This window comes from Actinomycetospora soli (assembly GCF_021026295.1).
Taxonomy (GTDB): Bacteria; Actinomycetota; Actinomycetes; order Mycobacteriales; family Pseudonocardiaceae; genus Actinomycetospora; species Actinomycetospora soli.
Genome location: NZ_JAJNDA010000009.1, coordinates 189430 through 203716 on the forward strand (window position 1 = coordinate 189430; position 14287 = coordinate 203716).

Genomic DNA, 14287 nt, shown 5'->3' on the forward strand with positions numbered 1-14287 from the left:
GGGTCCTTGCGTTGCGTGGTCCCCGGCTGGAACGCTGTCCCGGCTCGAAGTCCTCCGGTTCAGCCCGCAGCCGCGATGACGAGGCTCGGACTCCCGCGCCGGAGCGCGGCGTGCCGTGCCTCGGACGCGGTGGCGGGGGCACGACATGGCGTCGACGACCACGGCCCACCAGGGCAAGCAGGGCAGATCCGGGAAACCGGAGGAGGACTACCGCGCGCTCGCGCCGTTGCTGGCCGAGCACGCGGGCTACGCGGCCGACGACCCGCGGCGCGCCGACCTGCGCAGTCGGCTCGTGGTGGCCTACCTGCCCGTCGCCCACAACATCGCGCGACGGTTCGCGCGGCGCGGCGAGCCGACCGAGGACCTCGAGCAGGTCGCGACGGTGGGTCTGATGCACGCCGTCGACCGGTTCGACCCGGGCCGCGAACGGGACTTCCTGTCCTACGCGGTGCCGACGATCATGGGCGAGGTCCGCCGCTACTTCCGCGACTCGGCCTGGTCGGTGCGCACGCCGCGCAGCGTCAAGGACCGCTACCTCGCGGTCGGCGGCGCGACGGCGACGCTCTCGCAGCGCCTCGGGCGGGCCCCGACGGCCGCCGAGATCGCCGAGCACCTGGGGATCTCGCGCGACGAGGTCACCGAGGCGGTGTCCGCGCACGGCTCGTACCACCCGGCGTCGCTCGACGAGACCCTCGGCGAGGGCGACGACTCCTCGCTGGTGAACGTGCTCGGCACGGTCGACCCGGAGTTCGACCGGGTGGAGGTGCGCGCGCTCGTGCACGGCCTCGTGGCGTCGCTGCCCCGCCGCGAGCGCACGATGCTCGCGCTGCGCTTCGTCCACGAGCAGACCCAGGCCGAGATCGCCGCGGTGCTCTGCATCTCCCAGATGCACGTCTCCCGGCTGCTCGCCCGCACGCTCGCGCAGCTGCGGGCCCAGGTGGAGGCGCAGCTGCTCGCCGACGACGACGCCGGGCCGTCGCTGGCGAGCTGAGGGCGCCCCTCGTCCCTCGTTCCTCGTCCCTCGTTCCTCGTCCCTCGTCCCTCGTCCCTCGGCGGCAGGAAAGCGTCGTTGCTGTCATCCGGTGGCAGCAACGACGCTTTCCTGTCACGGGGCGGGTCCCCCGGGCGGCTGACGGGCGCGAATCTTCGTGACGTTCTGGTGACGGGCTGTCCGATTGTTCCGCCGTTGTTCACCGGCCGGTCCGGTTTCCCCTGGTCAGGGGGCGGATGACCGGCTCGCGCGGCGGCGCACGGGTGAGCACCATCCCGGGCGCGAACACCGCGCGAGCCCCGGGAGCGCCCATGTCCACCGTCGCCGACCGCCCCGTCGCCTCCGGACCCGGCCTGCGCCGCACCGTCGGCTTCAGCGCCCTGATGTTCATCTCGCTCGGGTCGATCATCGGCTCGGGCTGGCTGCTCGGTGCGCTGACCGCGGCCAAGTCGGCGGGCGGGGCGTCGATCCTGTCGTGGGTGCTCGCCGGGGTGATCGTCATCCTGCTGGCGCTCGTGCACGCCGAACTCGGCTCCACCTATCCCGTCGCCGGCGGCACCGCCCGCTACCCGCGTCTCGCGTTCGGGGCGATCGCCGGGTTCACCGCCGGCTGGGTCGGCTGGATCCAGGCGGTGGCGATCGCGCCGATCGAGGTGGAGGCGGTGCTGTCCTACCTCGACCAGCTCGTCCACGGCTTCGTCGATCAGGACGGCAACCTCACCGGGCTCGGGCTGCTCGTCGCAGCGGCCCTCATGGTGGTGTTCACCCTCGTCAACCTGGCCGGGGTCGCGCTGCTCGCGGAGACCAACCGGATCACGGTGCTGTGGAAGATCGCGATCCCGGTCCTCACCGTGATCGTCCTGGTGTTCGTCGCCTTCCACGGCAGCAACTTCACCGCCGGTGGCGGCTTCGCCCCCTACGGCGCGCACGGCGTGTTCGCGGCCCTCCCGCTCGGCGTGGTCTTCGCCCTGCAGGGCTTCGAGCAGGCCGCGCAGATGGGCGGCGAGGCGCGCAACCCGCAGAAGGACCTGCCGCGGGCCCTCATCGGCGCGGTCGCGCTCGGCGTCGTCATCTACCTCGCCCTCGAGGTGGCCTTCGTCGGCGCCCTCGACCCGGCCGCCCTCGCCGCCGGCTGGGAGAACCCGATCGGCGAGGGCGACTTCGGCCCCTACGTGACGATCGCCGGGGCGCTCGGCCTGACCTGGCTCTCGATCCTGCTCTACGTCGACGCGTTCATCTCGCCGGCCGGGACCGGCCTCGTCTACGTCGCGACCTCGGCGCGTCTGTCCTATGCCCTGGGCCAGACCGGGTTCGCGCCGAAGGGCCTCGCGAAGATCTCCCGACGCGGCATCCCGTGGGTCTCCACGCTCGTCGCCCTCGTCGTCGGGCCCATCTCGTTCGCGCCGTTCCCGAGCTGGCAGTCCCTGGTCTCGCTGGTCACCTCGGCCACCGTGATCATGTACGGCTTCGCCCCGCTGACCCTCGCGGCACTGCGCAAGGTCGACCCCGACCGGCCGCGGCCCTACCGGATGCCCGCGGCGACCGTCATCGCCCCGCTCTCGTTCATCGCCGCGAACGAGATCATCTACTGGTCGGGCTGGACGACCGACTGGAAGCTCGCCGTCGCGATCGTCATCGGGTTCGTGCTGTTCGCGGCCTACCGCGCCTACCGGGCCTCCCGCGAGGGGCTCGCCTTCTTCGGCACGGACCTCCAGCCGCGGTCGCTCGGCTGGATCTTGCCCTGGCTCGGCGGCATCCTCGTCATCTCCGCGCTCGGGCAGTACGACGGCGCCGGGATCATCCCGGAGTGGATCGACCTGCTGGCCGTGGCCGTGTGGTCGCTGGTGATCTTCTTCGTCGCGGTGGCGATGGTCATGCCCGCCGACCAGGTGGCCCGCGAGGTCGAGGCCGAGGCGTCCGAGGCGGGGGCGGAGACGGCGGAGCTGCACGGGTAGCGACCGGGGCAGCGGGTACCTCCGGCCGGTGCTGAACGGACTGGCGGAGCGTGCCTGGACCCGGGTGCGTCAGGCGTGGGTGCGGATCGCGCTGGACGGGGCGACGGCGGTGGCCGCCTTCGTCGTGGCCCAGCTGGTCCTGCGCCAGCCCGCGCCGATCTTCGCCCCGATCGCGGCGGTCGTCTGCCTCACCGACGCGCCCGCCGCGCGGGGGCCGCGGGCGCTGCGACTGCTGCTCGGCGTCGTCGCCGGGGTGGCGGTGGGGGAGCTCGCGAAGGTCGTGCTCGGCAGCGGCTGGCTGCAGGTCGGGGCGGCGGTCGTCGTCGGGATGCTCGTCGTGTCGCTGGGCAGCATCAACCCGCTCGCGCTGCTGCAGTCCGGGATCGCCGCGCTGCTCGTCGTCGGGATCGGCTCGTCCCAGGCCGGCTGGACCCGGCTCGCCAGTGCCCTGATCGGCGGCGCGCTCGCGCTCGTCGTCAGCCAGGTCCTCGTCTCACCGAGCCCCACCCGGCAGCTCGGCGAGGCCGTCACCGCCGCGTTGCGGCGGATCGCCGACGGCCTGCACGACGTCGGGTCCGGGCTGCGCTCGGGCACGTCGGAGGAGCTGCGGGACGCGGCCGAGAGCCTGCGGGGCGGGCACGACGACGTGGCGGAGTTCTTCGACGCGCGGACCACGTCGAACCGGCTGGCCCGCACCACCCTGCGCGGCCGGCGCGAGCGGGCCGCCCTCGCGGCGATGCAGCGACGGTTCGAGGGGCTGGAGTACGTCCACGCCGGGTCGGTGCTGCTCGCGCGGACCGCGGCCGAGGTCGTCGCCCGGGGCGACGAGGTGCCCGCGAGGCTGGTGGACGGGGTGTCCGAGCTGGCCGCCGTGGTCGCGGCGTTGGCCGACCACCCGCGCGACACCGACCCGACGCCCGACGGCACCCGGTCCGCGCACGACGTCGCCGACGGCCTCGCCGCCACGGACCCCGAGTCGTGGGCGGCCGGGGCGGCCCGGCTCGCCACTCAGCTGCACCTGCTCGCCGAGGACGTCGACGCGCTCACCGACCCGCGCTCACGAGTCGCCGCGTAGGTCCCGGGGCGGCCGGGCGGGCACTTGCAGCGGCCGATCGGGCCCCGCGACCGCCGACGGTGCTCGATGATCATGACGACGGCGGGTGCGACCGGGCAGGATGCGCCCCGTGAGCGAGGAGGCGGAGGGCCCGGGGTTCGAGGACGCGGCGGACGAGCTCTACGGGCTGCACCCCGACCACTTCGTGCCGCGCCGCACGGAGCTGGTCAAGGCGGCGAGGGCGGTCAAGGACAAGGAGACGGCCACCGCGATCGGGGCCCTGCGCAAGCCGTCGCTCGGGGCGTGGCTGGCGAACGTCCTGGCCCGCGAGTCACCCGACGAGGTCGGCGCCCTGGAGGAGCTCGGCGGGCAGCTCCGGCAGGCCCAGGAGACGCTCTCCGGTGACGCGCTGCGGACGTTGACCGGGCAGCGCCGGGAGCTGGTCGGCGCGCTCGTCGCGCGGGCGCGCCGGCTCGCGCGGGAGGACGGCGAGAAGGTCGGCGACGCGGTCGCGCGTGACCTGGAGCAGACGATCGCCGCCGCGCTCGCCGACCCGGAGGCCGCGCGGGCGTTCGCGGCCGGGCGCCTGACGACCGCGCTCGAACCGGGCGTGGGCTTCACGGGCGGCTCGACCGCGCGCGGTGCGGGCGGCACCACGCGTCGGCCCCCGCCCCGCGGGTCGACGGCGCCGCGACCGGCACCCCGTCGTCAGGAGGAGCCGGAACCGGAGCCCGGGCCGGACCCCGCGGAGGCGGAACGCGAGCGGGCCCGTGAGGCGGCCGACCGGGCCGTCGAGCGGGCCCGGGAGGAGCGGGACGACACCGCCCGCGCCGCCGAGCGCGCCCGGCACCGCGCCGACCAGGCCGGGTCCGACCACGACGAGGCCGCCGCGGCGGCGCAGTCGCTCCGGGAGCGGCTCGAGCGCGCCGAGGCCGAGGAGACGGCCGCCCGCGAGGCCCTGGACGCCGCCCGGCGGGCCGCCGAGGAGGCCGACGCCGCCGCCGACGAGGCGCGCCGCGCGCTGGACCAGGCCGAGGCGGAGCGGGCGGACCTGGAGTAGCGCCCTGCGGGTGCCAGCATTGCTGGCACCGGAGTGCGGGTCAGCCCGCCGTCGCGTACGCCTTCAGCGGCGGCTCGGCGAACACGCGCGGGTACGTGGCGATCTGGTAGGCGGCGCCCGCGGCGTAGGCGGCGAACCGGGCCGGTCCGGTCACGGGGTCGACGCCGGGCTGGAAGGGCTGCAGGCACACGGCGCGGTCGATGCGGGCGGCGGAGGCGAGCCCTCCGTGGTCGAGCGCGTCCACCACGAGCGCGTAGGCCACCGGGTCGATCGAGCCCATCGACAGGTGCTCGGCGAGGTGGCCGGGGCAGACGTCGAAGGTCGAGATGTTGGCGCGACCGCCCGCGCCGGTGTCGAGCCGCGAGCTCTCGGCCGGCGGGAGGTTGGGGACGACGACCTCGTCGGTCGGGGTCCACATCGACGTGTAGTTGATGCCGGCGAAGGTCTCCCCGCCGGCGTTGAGCGCGTCGAGGAACCGCGAGAACGTCGCCTGCTGCCAGATCGACGGGGCGCACCCCACGGTGCACACCGGGTAGGAGTCCAGCGTCCCGTGGTTGGAGGGGTCGATCCCGATGACCGACGCGGTCCGGTTCCGGGTGTCCGGCCAGTACTTCAGCGCCCAGCGGCCGATCATGCCGCCCTGCGAGAAGCCGACGACGGCGACCTTCTGCCCGCTGCGCGCCGCCACGGTGCGGATCGCGTTGACGACGTACTCCGCGGAGACCTGGATGTCGCTCATCGCGTGGTTGGGCAGCTCGACCGAGCAGTACGGCCGCCCCGCGGCGCGGAACGCGCGGAAGTAGTTCCAGGAGAAGTTCTCCTCCGGGGTCAGCGTCGTCCCCGGGATGAACAGCGCGACCGGCCGGGAGGTGTTCGTCGTCCCGGGCCCGCACGCGACCGCCGCGTCGAGCCGCGACTGGGGCACCGTGAACGCGGGTCCGCCGCTGCTGGACGACCAGGCGGGTGCCGGTACGACGGCGGGTGCCGCCGCCGCGGCGGGTGCCGCGAGGCCGGCCGCGAGGGCCAGTCCGAGCACGCCGGCGCCGAGCGCCCGGGCCCAGCGAGGCGTCGTCGGGAACGGACGCATGTCGGTCTCCTGTCACCCGGGAACTCGAGTACCGGGTAGTAGACCTCACACTGCGTTCACGACGACGGGCGGGGTACCTCCGGACGGACCGCCCGCTGCGTCCGGGTGGGGGTAGGTGCACCGAGCGCGCGGGAGATGCCGCGGGCCGCCGCGCGGACCGCCGGGACGAGCGTCCGCGGCTCGATCCCGCCGGGGGTCGACGGCGAGGGCACGACCACCGAGATCGCGGCGACGACGGCGTCGGCCTCCCCGCGCACCGGCGCGGCGACCGAGAGCGAGGCGAGGTCGATCATCCCGTCGCAGACGGCCACCCCGTCGCGGCGGATGCCGGCGAGCGTGCGGCGCAGGACGGCCGGGTCGGTGATCGTCCGGGCGGTGAACGAGGTGAGCGTGCTCGCGAGCACCGACTCCTGCACCACCGGCGGCGCGAACGCCAGCAGCACCTGCCCGACCCCCGTCCCGTGCAGCGGCCACCGCCCACCGACGCGGGAGAGCAGCCGGACGGCGTCGGGGTGGGCGAGGCGCTCGACGTAGACCCCCTCGTGGCCGTCGCGCACCGCGAGCTGCACGTTCTGCCGGGTGGCCTCGTAGAGGTCCTCGAGGAACGGCATCGCGCGCTCGCGCAGGCCGATGCTGCGCGGGGCGAGGGAGCCGACCTCCCACAGCCGCAGCCCGATCCGGTAGGCGCCGTCGCCGCCCCGTTCGAGCGCGCCCCAGCCCGCGAGCTCGCCGACGAGGCGGTGCGCGGTGGACACCGGCAGGGCCGCGGCGCGGGCGATCTCGGTGAGGGTCAGGGCCGTGTGGTCGTGATCGAACACCTCGAGGATCGAGAAGACGCGGCCGGTCACGGTGTCGCCGCCGGAGCGGGGGCCGCGGCGTGCGCGCGAGGAGGTCAGACCGCTGCCCGCGGGCAGGCCGGGCCGCGGCGGGCGGCCGACCGGCCGGGACGGAGCGGGCTCCGGGACGTCGGGGGTCACCGTCGGCTCCTTTGCTTCCGGTGGACGGAAGCCAGCCTCTCGCAGCCCCGGGATCCCCGCCACCCTGAGCGGTGTGAGCCCAGCAGCACCCGAGCGCCGACGCACGGAGCAGGACGAGGTCACGGACGCGATCCGCGAGGCCTCCGCCGTCGACCCGCAGCGCGGCGGACACCCCGACCGGGCCTTCGCGCCCTACCGTTCGACGAGCCTGCGGGCGCCGTCGCAGCCGCTGGTCGTCGCCCCGCCCAGCCTGCTCGAGCTGACGGCGCCGGTCTTCGGCGCGAAGGACGTCCGGCCGAGCGACGCCGACCTGACGCTGCACTCCACCGGCGAGCCGCTCGGCGAGCGCATCGTGGTGACCGGGCGGGTGCTCGACCGCGACGGCCGCCCGGTCCGCAACCAGCTCGTCGAGGTCTGGCAGGCCAACGCGTCCGGTCGCTACGCCCACGACGGCGACCGCCACCCGGCCCCGCTCGACCCGCACTTCACCGGCGGCGGCCGCTGCCTCACCGACGACGACGGGCGCTACCGCTTCGTCACGATCAAGCCGGGCGCCTACCCGTGGCGCAACCATCACAACGCGTGGCGGCCGGCCCACATCCACTTCTCCCTGTTCGGGACGGCGTTCACGCAGCGCCTCGTCACGCAGATGTACTTCCCGGGCGACCAGCTCTTCGCGCTCGACCCGATCTTCTCCTCGGTCACCGACGAGAAGGCCCAGCAGCGCCTGGTCGCGCGCTACGACCACGACACGACCGTCGCCGAGTGGGCGCTGGGCTACCAGTGGGACATCGTCCTCGACGGCCCCGGCGCGACCCCGCCCGACCCGGACGAGGTGTGAGATGACCCTGGATCCGTCCCCCTCCCAGACCGTCGGCCCGTTCTTCGCCTTCGGCCTCCCGTTCGACGGCGGCGGTGACGTCGTGCCGCCCGGCACCGCGGGCGCGATCTCGCTGCACGGCACCGTGCGCGACGGTGCGGGCTCGCCCGTGCCCGACGCGCTGCTCGAGTTCTGGCAGGCCGGCCCCGACGGCCGCATCCCGGTCCGGGCCGGCTCGCTCGCCCGCGACGGCCGGTCCTTCACCGGCTTCGCCCGCGTGCCGACCGACCGCGCCGGGGACTACGTCGTGCGCACCCTGCGGCCCGGCCCGATCACGGGGTCGCCCGAGGCGCCGCACCTCGCCGTCACGGTGTTCGCCCGCGGGCTGCTGCACCACCTGTTCACGCGCGTCTACTTCCCGAACCACACCGAGGCGAACGCCGCGGACCCGCTGCTGTCCGCGCTGCCCGAGACGCGCGCGGCCACGCTCATGGCCGTGCCCGACGGCTGGTTCGGCGGGCCCGGCTACCGGTTCGACATCCGGCTGCAGGGCCCGGGGGAGACGGTGTTCCTCGACCTCGTCGGGGGCGACGCGGCCGAGTCGGGCGCGACCGTCGACGGGGCCTCGTCGTGACCGCCCCGGACCGGACCACCGTCGCGATCGTCGGCGGCGGGCCCGCGGGCCTCATGCTCGCCCACCTGCTGCGGGCGCGGGGCGTGGACTCCGTGGTGCTGGAGTCGCGTCCCCGCGAGCGGGTGGAGTCGCGCCAGCGGGCCGGCATCCTCGAGCACGGCACGGTCGACGCGCTGCGCGAGGTCGGCGCGGACGCCCGCATGGTCGAGTCGGGGATGCCGCACGACGGGTTCGCCTTCCACGTGCACGGCGAGCGCATCCACGTCGACATGCAGGCCCTGACCGGGCGCCACGTGATGATCTGGGCGCAGACCGAGGTCGTGAAGGACCTCGTCGCGCTGCGCCTCGAGCAGGGCGAGCCGCTGCTGTTCTCCGCCGAGGTCCTGGCCGTCGACAAGGTCGACGGGCCGCTGTCCCGCGACGGCGAGGCGCTCGTGCGCTACCGGTACGACGGCGCCGAGCACGAGCTGCGCGCGGACGTCGTGGTCGGGGTCGACGGCTTCCACGGGGTGGCACGCCGCGCGATCCCGGACGACGCCGTGCGCACCTACGAGCGCGTCTACCCCTTCTCCTGGCTGGGGATCCTCGCCGACGCGCCGCCGTCGTCGGACGAGCTGGTCTACGCCCGGCACGAGCGCGGGTTCGCGCTGCTCTCGATGCGCTCGCCCTCGGTCACCCGGGCCTACATCCAGGTACCGAACGACACCGACCCGTCGTCGTGGTCGGACGAGGCCATCTGGGACGAGCTCGAGGTGCGGACCGCGCTCGGGGACGGCTCGTTCCGGCTGAACCGCGGCCCGGTCACCGACAAGAGCGTCACGCCGATGCGCTCGTTCGTCGCCGAGCCGATGCGCCACGGCCGGCTCTTCCTGGCCGGCGACGCCGCCCACATCGTCCCGCCGACCGGGGCGAAGGGGCTCAACCTCGCCGTCGCCGACGTCCGGGTGCTGGCCGGGGCGATCTCGTCCTGGGTGGCCGACGGCTCGCAGGAGCTGCTCGACGCCTACTCCGACACCGCGTTGCGCCGGGTGTGGCGGGGCGAGCACTTCAGCTGGACGATGACGACGATGCTGCACCGCGACCCCGACGCGGACCCGTTCGACGACCAGCTCGCGCTCTCGCACCTGCGGCTGGTCGCGCAGTCCGAGGCGTACCGGACCGCGATCGCCGAGAACTACCGGGGCGTGCCCCTCGGCATGTGAGCAGAAAGGGTCGCTATGGCGACCCTTTCTGCTCACCAGAGCGAAGCTCACATGTTCGTGAACCGGTCGACCAGCCCCGACGTCGCGACCATCGTCGTGAACCGCGCGACGCCGGGGATCTGGGCGAGCGTGCGGCGCAGCAGCACGTCGAGGGCGTGCACGTCGGCCACGTCGACCCGCATCAGGTAGTCGACGTCGCCGGTCACGTGGTGGCAGCTCACGAGGCCGTCGAGGTCGACGATCCAGCGCTCGAAGCGCCCGACCGTGTCCGCGGTGTGGTCGACCAGCACCACCGACAGGTGCACCACGAGCGCCCGCCCGATCGCCTCCGGGTCCAGCACCGCCCGGTACCCGCGGATCACGCCCTCGGTCTCGAGGCGGCGCAACCGCCGCTGCGCGGAGGACGCCGAGACGGTCACGGCCTCGGCGAGGTCGGCCAGGCTGGACCGCCCGTGGTCGACGAGGTGGGCCAGGATCAACCGGTCGACGCGGTCGAGCTGGGTGGTTCGTCCATCGGACGCGGCGGTCATGACGGAATCATGCACCTGCTCGCCGTCGTGCCGCGGAAGTCGCCCGGCATCGCCCACCATGATCGACGCACGATGGTGTCATGACGAGGAACGTGGCCCTGCTGGCGATGGTGGTCGCCGGCGCGGCGTGGGGAGCGGTGTTCGTGGCGCCCGGACTGGCGCCGCTCGCCCCGGCCCTGCTGCTGGCGACCGGGAGGTTCGTGGCGTTCGGGGCGGTCTCGCTGCCCCAGGTCCGCCGGGTGCTGCGGGCCGACGTCCCCTGGGGCCGCGTGATCGCCCACGCCCTGACCGGCTCGGTCCTCTACTACGCCCTCGTCGCCGTCTCCGTGCGGCTGGCCGGCCCCACCGTCGCCGTCGCCACCATCGGCCTCGTCCCCGTCGTCATGGCCCTGGTCTCCGCGCGCGGCACCGGTCGCGTCGCCGGGCTCGTCCCCGCGCTCGTCCTCGTCGCGCTCGGGCAGGTGCTGCTGCACGTCGGGCCCGGTCAGGACTGGTCGCTCGAGGCGCTCGTCGGGCTCGCCCTCGCCGTCCTCGCCCTGATCTCGTGGTCCTGGTACGGCCTGGACTCCCACAAGCTCCTGCACGACCGCCCCGACATCGCCCCCGTCCTCGCCGCCGCCCAGGGCCTCGCCGCGGGGGCCCTCGCCCTGCCGGCCGCGGCCGCCCTGCTCCTCGTCGACGGGGTCCCGGCGCAGCCCCTGCGGGCGCTCGTCGTGGTGCTGTTCCTCGGCCTCGTGTCCTCCTGGCTCGCCGTCCGCCTCTGGCACGCGGCCGCCGGACACCTCTCGCCGGTCCTCGTGTCCCAGCTCATGGCGCTGGAGACCGCCTGGGGCTTCGTGTTCGCCGCGATCGTCGAGGGCGGCGTCCCCGGCCCGCTGCAGCTCGCCGGCGAGATCACGCTGGTCGGCGGCGTCGTGCTCGCGGTGCTCGTCGACGCCCGCCGCTCCCGGCGTGCGGTGCCGGTCCCCGAGGTCCCCGAGGTCCCCGAGGTCCCCGAGATTCCCGACGGCGGATCGGTGCCGGAGCCGGTGTCGACCGGGCGTTCCTGAGCGTCCCGGTCGGTCGGGTCGGGTCGGCTCGCGGTTCCCGTGGCACGGGGGCGAGCTGAGTGCGCCCGGTGCCGTTGGGATCGGACGGCCGGCACCGACCCGTCGTCGGACCCCTCCCGTATTATCAGGTTTCCTGTTAATGTCCCGGGCATGAGCACGCCGCCGTCGTTCGAGACCGTCGCGATCGAGGTCGGGCAGGGCCCGGAGGAGGCCGGCATCGGCTGGCTGTTCTTCGACCGGCCCGACAAGCGCAACGCGATGAACCCGACCCTCAACCGCGAGATGATCGCGGCGCTCGACTGGCTCGAGGGCGCCGAGGACGTGCGGGTCGTCGTGCTCACCGGCCGCGGCGACGCCTGGTCGGCGGGGATGGACCTGCAGGAGTACTTCCGCGAGGTCGACGCCGCCCCGCCGCACGTGGAGATCCGGGCGCGCCGGGACTCGGCCGAGTGGCAGTGGCGCCGGCTGATCCACTTCGCGAAGCCGACGATCGCGATGGTCAACGGCTGGTGCTTCGGCGGCGCCTTCACCCCGCTCGTGTGCTGCGACCTGGCGATCGCCGCCGAGGACGCGAGCTTCGGGCTCTCCGAGGTCAACTGGGGCATCCCGCCGGGCGGCCTGGTCTCCCGGGCGCTGGCCGAGACGATCCCGGCGCGCGACGCCCAGTGGTACGTCATGACCGGCGAGCGCTTCGACGGCCGGCAGGCCTCCGCGATGCGCCTGGTCAACGAGGCCGTGCCGGGCGAGCGGCTCCGCGCGCGGACCGTCGAGGTGGCCGCCAGGCTGGCGGGCATGAACACCCACGTGCTGCGCGCGGCGAAGGTCGGGGTGAAGAAGGTGCGGCAGATGTCGTGGGACGTCGCCGAGGACTACCTGTACGCCAAGCTCGACGCCGCGACCGGGCACGACCCGGAGCAGGGCAAGCAGCAGGGGCTCACGCAGTTCCTCGACGCCAAGACCTACCGGCCCGGCCTGGGGGCGTACGAGCGGTCATGACCCCGCCGCCCGGCCTCGGCACCTGGACCGCCCGTCGCGCCCGCAACTCCCCGGAGCGCGTGGCCCTGGTGCACGGCTCCACCCGGGTCACCTACGCCGAGCTCGACGACCGCGTCCGGCGCCTCGCCGCCGGCCTGCGCGGGCTCGGCGTCGGGCCCGGCGACCGCGTCGCCTACCTCGGCCCGAACCACCCGGCCTTCGTCGAGACGATGTTCGCGACGACGGGTCTGGGCGCGGTCTTCGTCCCGCTCAACACCCGGCTCGCCGCCGCCGAGATCGCGTTCGCGCTGTCGGACACGACGCCGCGGGTCGTGGTCACCCTCGATGACAGGAATGCGTCGCTGCTTGCACCCAGTGCAAGCAGCGACGCATTGCTTGCACTGGAGGTCGGCGGCGCCTACGACGACCTGATCGCGACGAACGACCGCGCGGACCTCGTCGACGCCGACCCCGACGCGCTCGCGGTCCTCATGTTCACCTCCGGCACGACCGGCCGGCCCAAGGCGGCGTGCCTCACGCACGCGAACCTGACGTGGAACGCGCTGAACGTCGTCGTCGACGTGGACCTGCGCTCCGACGAGGTGTGCCTGCTCTCGGCGCCCCTGTTCCACGCCGCGGCGCTGGGCATGACCTGCCTGCCGGTGCTGCTCAAGGGCGGCACCCTCGTGCTGGAGCAGGCGTTCGACGTCGACCGCACCCTCGACCTCGTCGAGCGGGAGCGGGTCACGGTCATGTTCGGCGTCCCGACCATGTTCGCGACGATCGCCCGTTCGCCGCGCTTCGCCGGGGCCGACCTGTCGAGCGTCCGCTACCTGCTCTGCGGCGGCGCCCCCGTGCCGCCGGGCCTGCTCGACGTCTACACGGGACGGGGCCCCGCCTTCCTGCAGGGCTACGGCATGACCGAGGCCGCGCCCGGCGTCCTGCTGCTCGACCCCGCGCACGCCCGCTCGAAGGCCGGGACGGCGGGCCGCCCGCACTTCTTCACCGACGTCGCGCGGTCGGAGGCGGGCGAGATCCTCGTCCGTGGCCCGCACGTCGTCGCCGGCTACTGGCGACGGCCGGACGAGTCCGCCGCGGCCTTCGACGACGGCTGGTTCCGCTCCGGCGACGTGGCCGAGGTCGACGACGACGGCTTCCACCGGATCGTCGACCGCGTGAAGGACCTCTACATCTCCGGCGGCGAGAACGTCTCGCCGGCCGAGGTCGAGGGGGTGCTCGCCGGCCACCCGGAGGTCGTGGACGCCGCGGTGGTGGGGGTTCCCGACGACCGCTGGGGCGAGGTCGGGCACGCGTGGGTCGTCCTCGCGGAGGGCGGCACGACGACGCCGGCGGACCTGCTGGCGTGGCTCGACGGCCGGCTCGCCCGGTTCAAGACCCCGCGGACGGTCGAGGTCGTCGACACGCTGCCGCGCAACCCGACGGGCAAGCTCGACAAGCCGGCGCTGCGCCGCTCACTGGGCCAGTGAGGCCCGCGCCGCGTTGAGGTAGCCGCGGAAGCGTTCGCGCTCGTCGTCGTCGAGATCGTGGACCATCCGCTCCTCGATGGCCGCCACCGGCGCCGCGTAGCGCGCGAGCAGGTCGTGGCCCGCGGGGGTCAGCGAGATGAGCAGCTGGCGGCGGTTGTGCGGGTTGCGGTGCCGCACGATCAGCTCGCCGCGCTCGAGCGCGGTCACCAGGTCCGCCATCGCCTGCGGGGTGACGAAGGAGTTCCGGGCCAGCTCGGCGGAGGTGAGCCCGTCGCGGGCCGCGAGGACGGTCAGGGCCGTGTACTGCAGGGCGGTCACACCCGAGTCGCGCAGCAGCTCGTCGAGGCGGGCACGGACGATGAGCTCGACCTGCTTGACCGCGTAGAGCAGCGACGGCCGTGCGCGCGCGGGCCCCGGGGTCACCCGGCGCATCATGGCACGTCCGCGGCGCACGTTCCGGGGTACG

The 14287-nt window shown here is 74.6% G+C and carries 14 protein-coding genes; 10 read left to right on the plus strand and 4 right to left on the minus strand.

Going from position 1 to position 14287, the window contains the following annotated elements; translation table 11 throughout:
* The first annotated feature begins 145 nt into the window (after nt 1-145).
* The 4 genes from LN037_RS16760 (at nt 146) to LN037_RS16775 (ending at nt 5060) form a co-directional block, all read left to right on the plus strand.
* Nucleotides 146-991 (plus strand): SigB/SigF/SigG family RNA polymerase sigma factor, encoded by an 846-nt coding sequence (locus LN037_RS16760; RefSeq protein WP_230754614.1) that lies wholly within the window; start codon nt 146-148, stop codon nt 989-991.
* Between the two features lie 311 nt (nt 992-1302).
* On the plus strand, nt 1303-2946 hold the full coding sequence (locus LN037_RS16765; RefSeq protein WP_230754616.1) for an APC family permease: 1644 nt from the start codon (nt 1303-1305) through the stop codon (nt 2944-2946).
* Between the two features lie 28 nt (nt 2947-2974).
* Nucleotides 2975-4021, plus strand: coding sequence for an FUSC family protein (locus LN037_RS16770; protein ID WP_230754618.1), 1047 nt, complete (start codon nt 2975-2977; stop codon nt 4019-4021).
* Nucleotides 4022-4130: 109 nt separating this feature from the next.
* Nucleotides 4131-5060 carry a hypothetical protein gene (locus tag LN037_RS16775; protein WP_230754622.1) on the plus strand — a complete coding sequence of 310 codons (930 nt, stop codon included), beginning with the start codon at nt 4131-4133 and terminating at the stop codon, nt 5058-5060.
* A gap of 40 nt (nt 5061-5100) precedes the next feature.
* Here the strand turns inward: LN037_RS16775 and LN037_RS16780 are convergent, their stop codons facing one another.
* Both LN037_RS16780 and LN037_RS16785 read right to left on the minus strand, forming a co-directional pair.
* Nucleotides 5101-6147, minus strand: a complete 1047-nt coding sequence (locus tag LN037_RS16780) for an esterase/lipase family protein (protein ID WP_230754624.1) — start codon at nt 6145-6147, stop codon at nt 5101-5103.
* A gap of 56 nt (nt 6148-6203) precedes the next feature.
* Complete coding sequence (locus LN037_RS16785) at nt 6204-7124, minus strand: IclR family transcriptional regulator (protein ID WP_230754627.1); 921 nt, start codon at nt 7122-7124, stop codon at nt 6204-6206.
* A 130-nt stretch (nt 7125-7254) separates the two neighbouring features.
* Here LN037_RS16785 and pcaH point away from each other — a divergent pair, with 130 nt between their 5' ends.
* The 3 genes from pcaH to LN037_RS16800 are packed head-to-tail and all read left to right on the plus strand — an operon-like array spanning nt 7255 to nt 9780.
* Nucleotides 7255-7965, plus strand: a complete 711-nt coding sequence (pcaH, locus tag LN037_RS16790) for a protocatechuate 3,4-dioxygenase subunit beta (RefSeq protein WP_230754730.1) — start codon at nt 7255-7257, stop codon at nt 7963-7965.
* Nucleotide 7966: 1 nt separating this feature from the next.
* Nucleotides 7967-8578, plus strand: coding sequence for a protocatechuate 3,4-dioxygenase subunit alpha (gene pcaG, locus LN037_RS16795; RefSeq protein WP_230754630.1), 612 nt, complete (start codon nt 7967-7969; stop codon nt 8576-8578).
* The gene (locus LN037_RS16800; protein ID WP_308286153.1) at nt 8575-9780 is read left to right on the plus strand and encodes a 4-hydroxybenzoate 3-monooxygenase; all 1206 of its coding nucleotides are present in this window, start codon (nt 8575-8577) and stop codon (nt 9778-9780) included. Before pcaG ends, LN037_RS16800 begins: the two co-directional genes overlap by 4 nt.
* A 47-nt stretch (nt 9781-9827) precedes the next feature.
* Here the strand turns inward: LN037_RS16800 and LN037_RS16805 are convergent, their stop codons facing one another.
* Nucleotides 9828-10310, minus strand: coding sequence for an Lrp/AsnC family transcriptional regulator (locus LN037_RS16805; protein ID WP_230754633.1), 483 nt, complete (start codon nt 10308-10310; stop codon nt 9828-9830).
* 80 nt (nt 10311-10390) lie between these two features.
* Here LN037_RS16805 and LN037_RS16810 point away from each other — a divergent pair, with 80 nt between their 5' ends.
* The 3 genes from LN037_RS16810 (at nt 10391) to LN037_RS16820 (ending at nt 13821) form a co-directional block, all read left to right on the plus strand.
* Entirely contained in the window at nt 10391-11359 is a 969-nt protein-coding gene (locus tag LN037_RS16810) for an EamA family transporter (RefSeq protein ID WP_230754635.1), read from the plus strand.
* A gap of 150 nt (nt 11360-11509) precedes the next feature.
* The gene (locus LN037_RS16815) at nt 11510-12355 is read left to right on the plus strand and encodes a p-hydroxycinnamoyl CoA hydratase/lyase (RefSeq protein ID WP_230754636.1); all 846 of its coding nucleotides are present in this window, start codon (nt 11510-11512) and stop codon (nt 12353-12355) included.
* Nucleotides 12352-13821 carry an acyl-CoA synthetase gene (locus LN037_RS16820; protein WP_230754638.1) on the plus strand — a complete coding sequence of 490 codons (1470 nt, stop codon included), beginning with the start codon at nt 12352-12354 and terminating at the stop codon, nt 13819-13821. The genes LN037_RS16815 and LN037_RS16820 overlap by 4 nt, the downstream gene beginning before the upstream one ends.
* On the opposite strand, the gene LN037_RS16825 is transcribed toward LN037_RS16820, so the two are convergent.
* Nucleotides 13807-14253: a MarR family winged helix-turn-helix transcriptional regulator gene (locus LN037_RS16825; protein ID WP_230754735.1), complete on the minus strand. Its 447-nt coding sequence runs from the start codon at nt 14251-14253 to the stop codon at nt 13807-13809. The genes LN037_RS16820 and LN037_RS16825 overlap by 15 nt on opposite strands.
* Nucleotides 14254-14287: the final 34 nt, after the last annotated feature.

Bases quoted from the DNA above. Each gene is read 5' to 3' on its own strand.
- pcaG (WP_230754630.1), top strand. From the start codon at position 7,967: ATGACCCTGGATCCGTCCCCCTCCCAGACCGTCGGCCCGTTCTTCGCC.
- LN037_RS16805 (WP_230754633.1), bottom strand. From the start codon at position 10,310: ATGACCGCCGCGTCCGATGGACGAACCACCCAGCTCGACCGCGTCGAC.
- LN037_RS16810 (WP_230754635.1), top strand. From the start codon at position 10,391: ATGACGAGGAACGTGGCCCTGCTGGCGATGGTGGTCGCCGGCGCGGCG.
- LN037_RS16780 (WP_230754624.1), bottom strand. From the start codon at position 6,147: ATGCGTCCGTTCCCGACGACGCCTCGCTGGGCCCGGGCGCTCGGCGCC.
- LN037_RS16815 (WP_230754636.1), top strand. From the start codon at position 11,510: ATGAGCACGCCGCCGTCGTTCGAGACCGTCGCGATCGAGGTCGGGCAG.
- LN037_RS16760 (WP_230754614.1), top strand. From the start codon at position 146: ATGGCGTCGACGACCACGGCCCACCAGGGCAAGCAGGGCAGATCCGGG.
- LN037_RS16765 (WP_230754616.1), top strand. From the start codon at position 1,303: ATGTCCACCGTCGCCGACCGCCCCGTCGCCTCCGGACCCGGCCTGCGC.
- LN037_RS16820 (WP_230754638.1), top strand. From the start codon at position 12,352: ATGACCCCGCCGCCCGGCCTCGGCACCTGGACCGCCCGTCGCGCCCGC.
- LN037_RS16825 (WP_230754735.1), bottom strand. From the start codon at position 14,253: ATGCGCCGGGTGACCCCGGGGCCCGCGCGCGCACGGCCGTCGCTGCTC.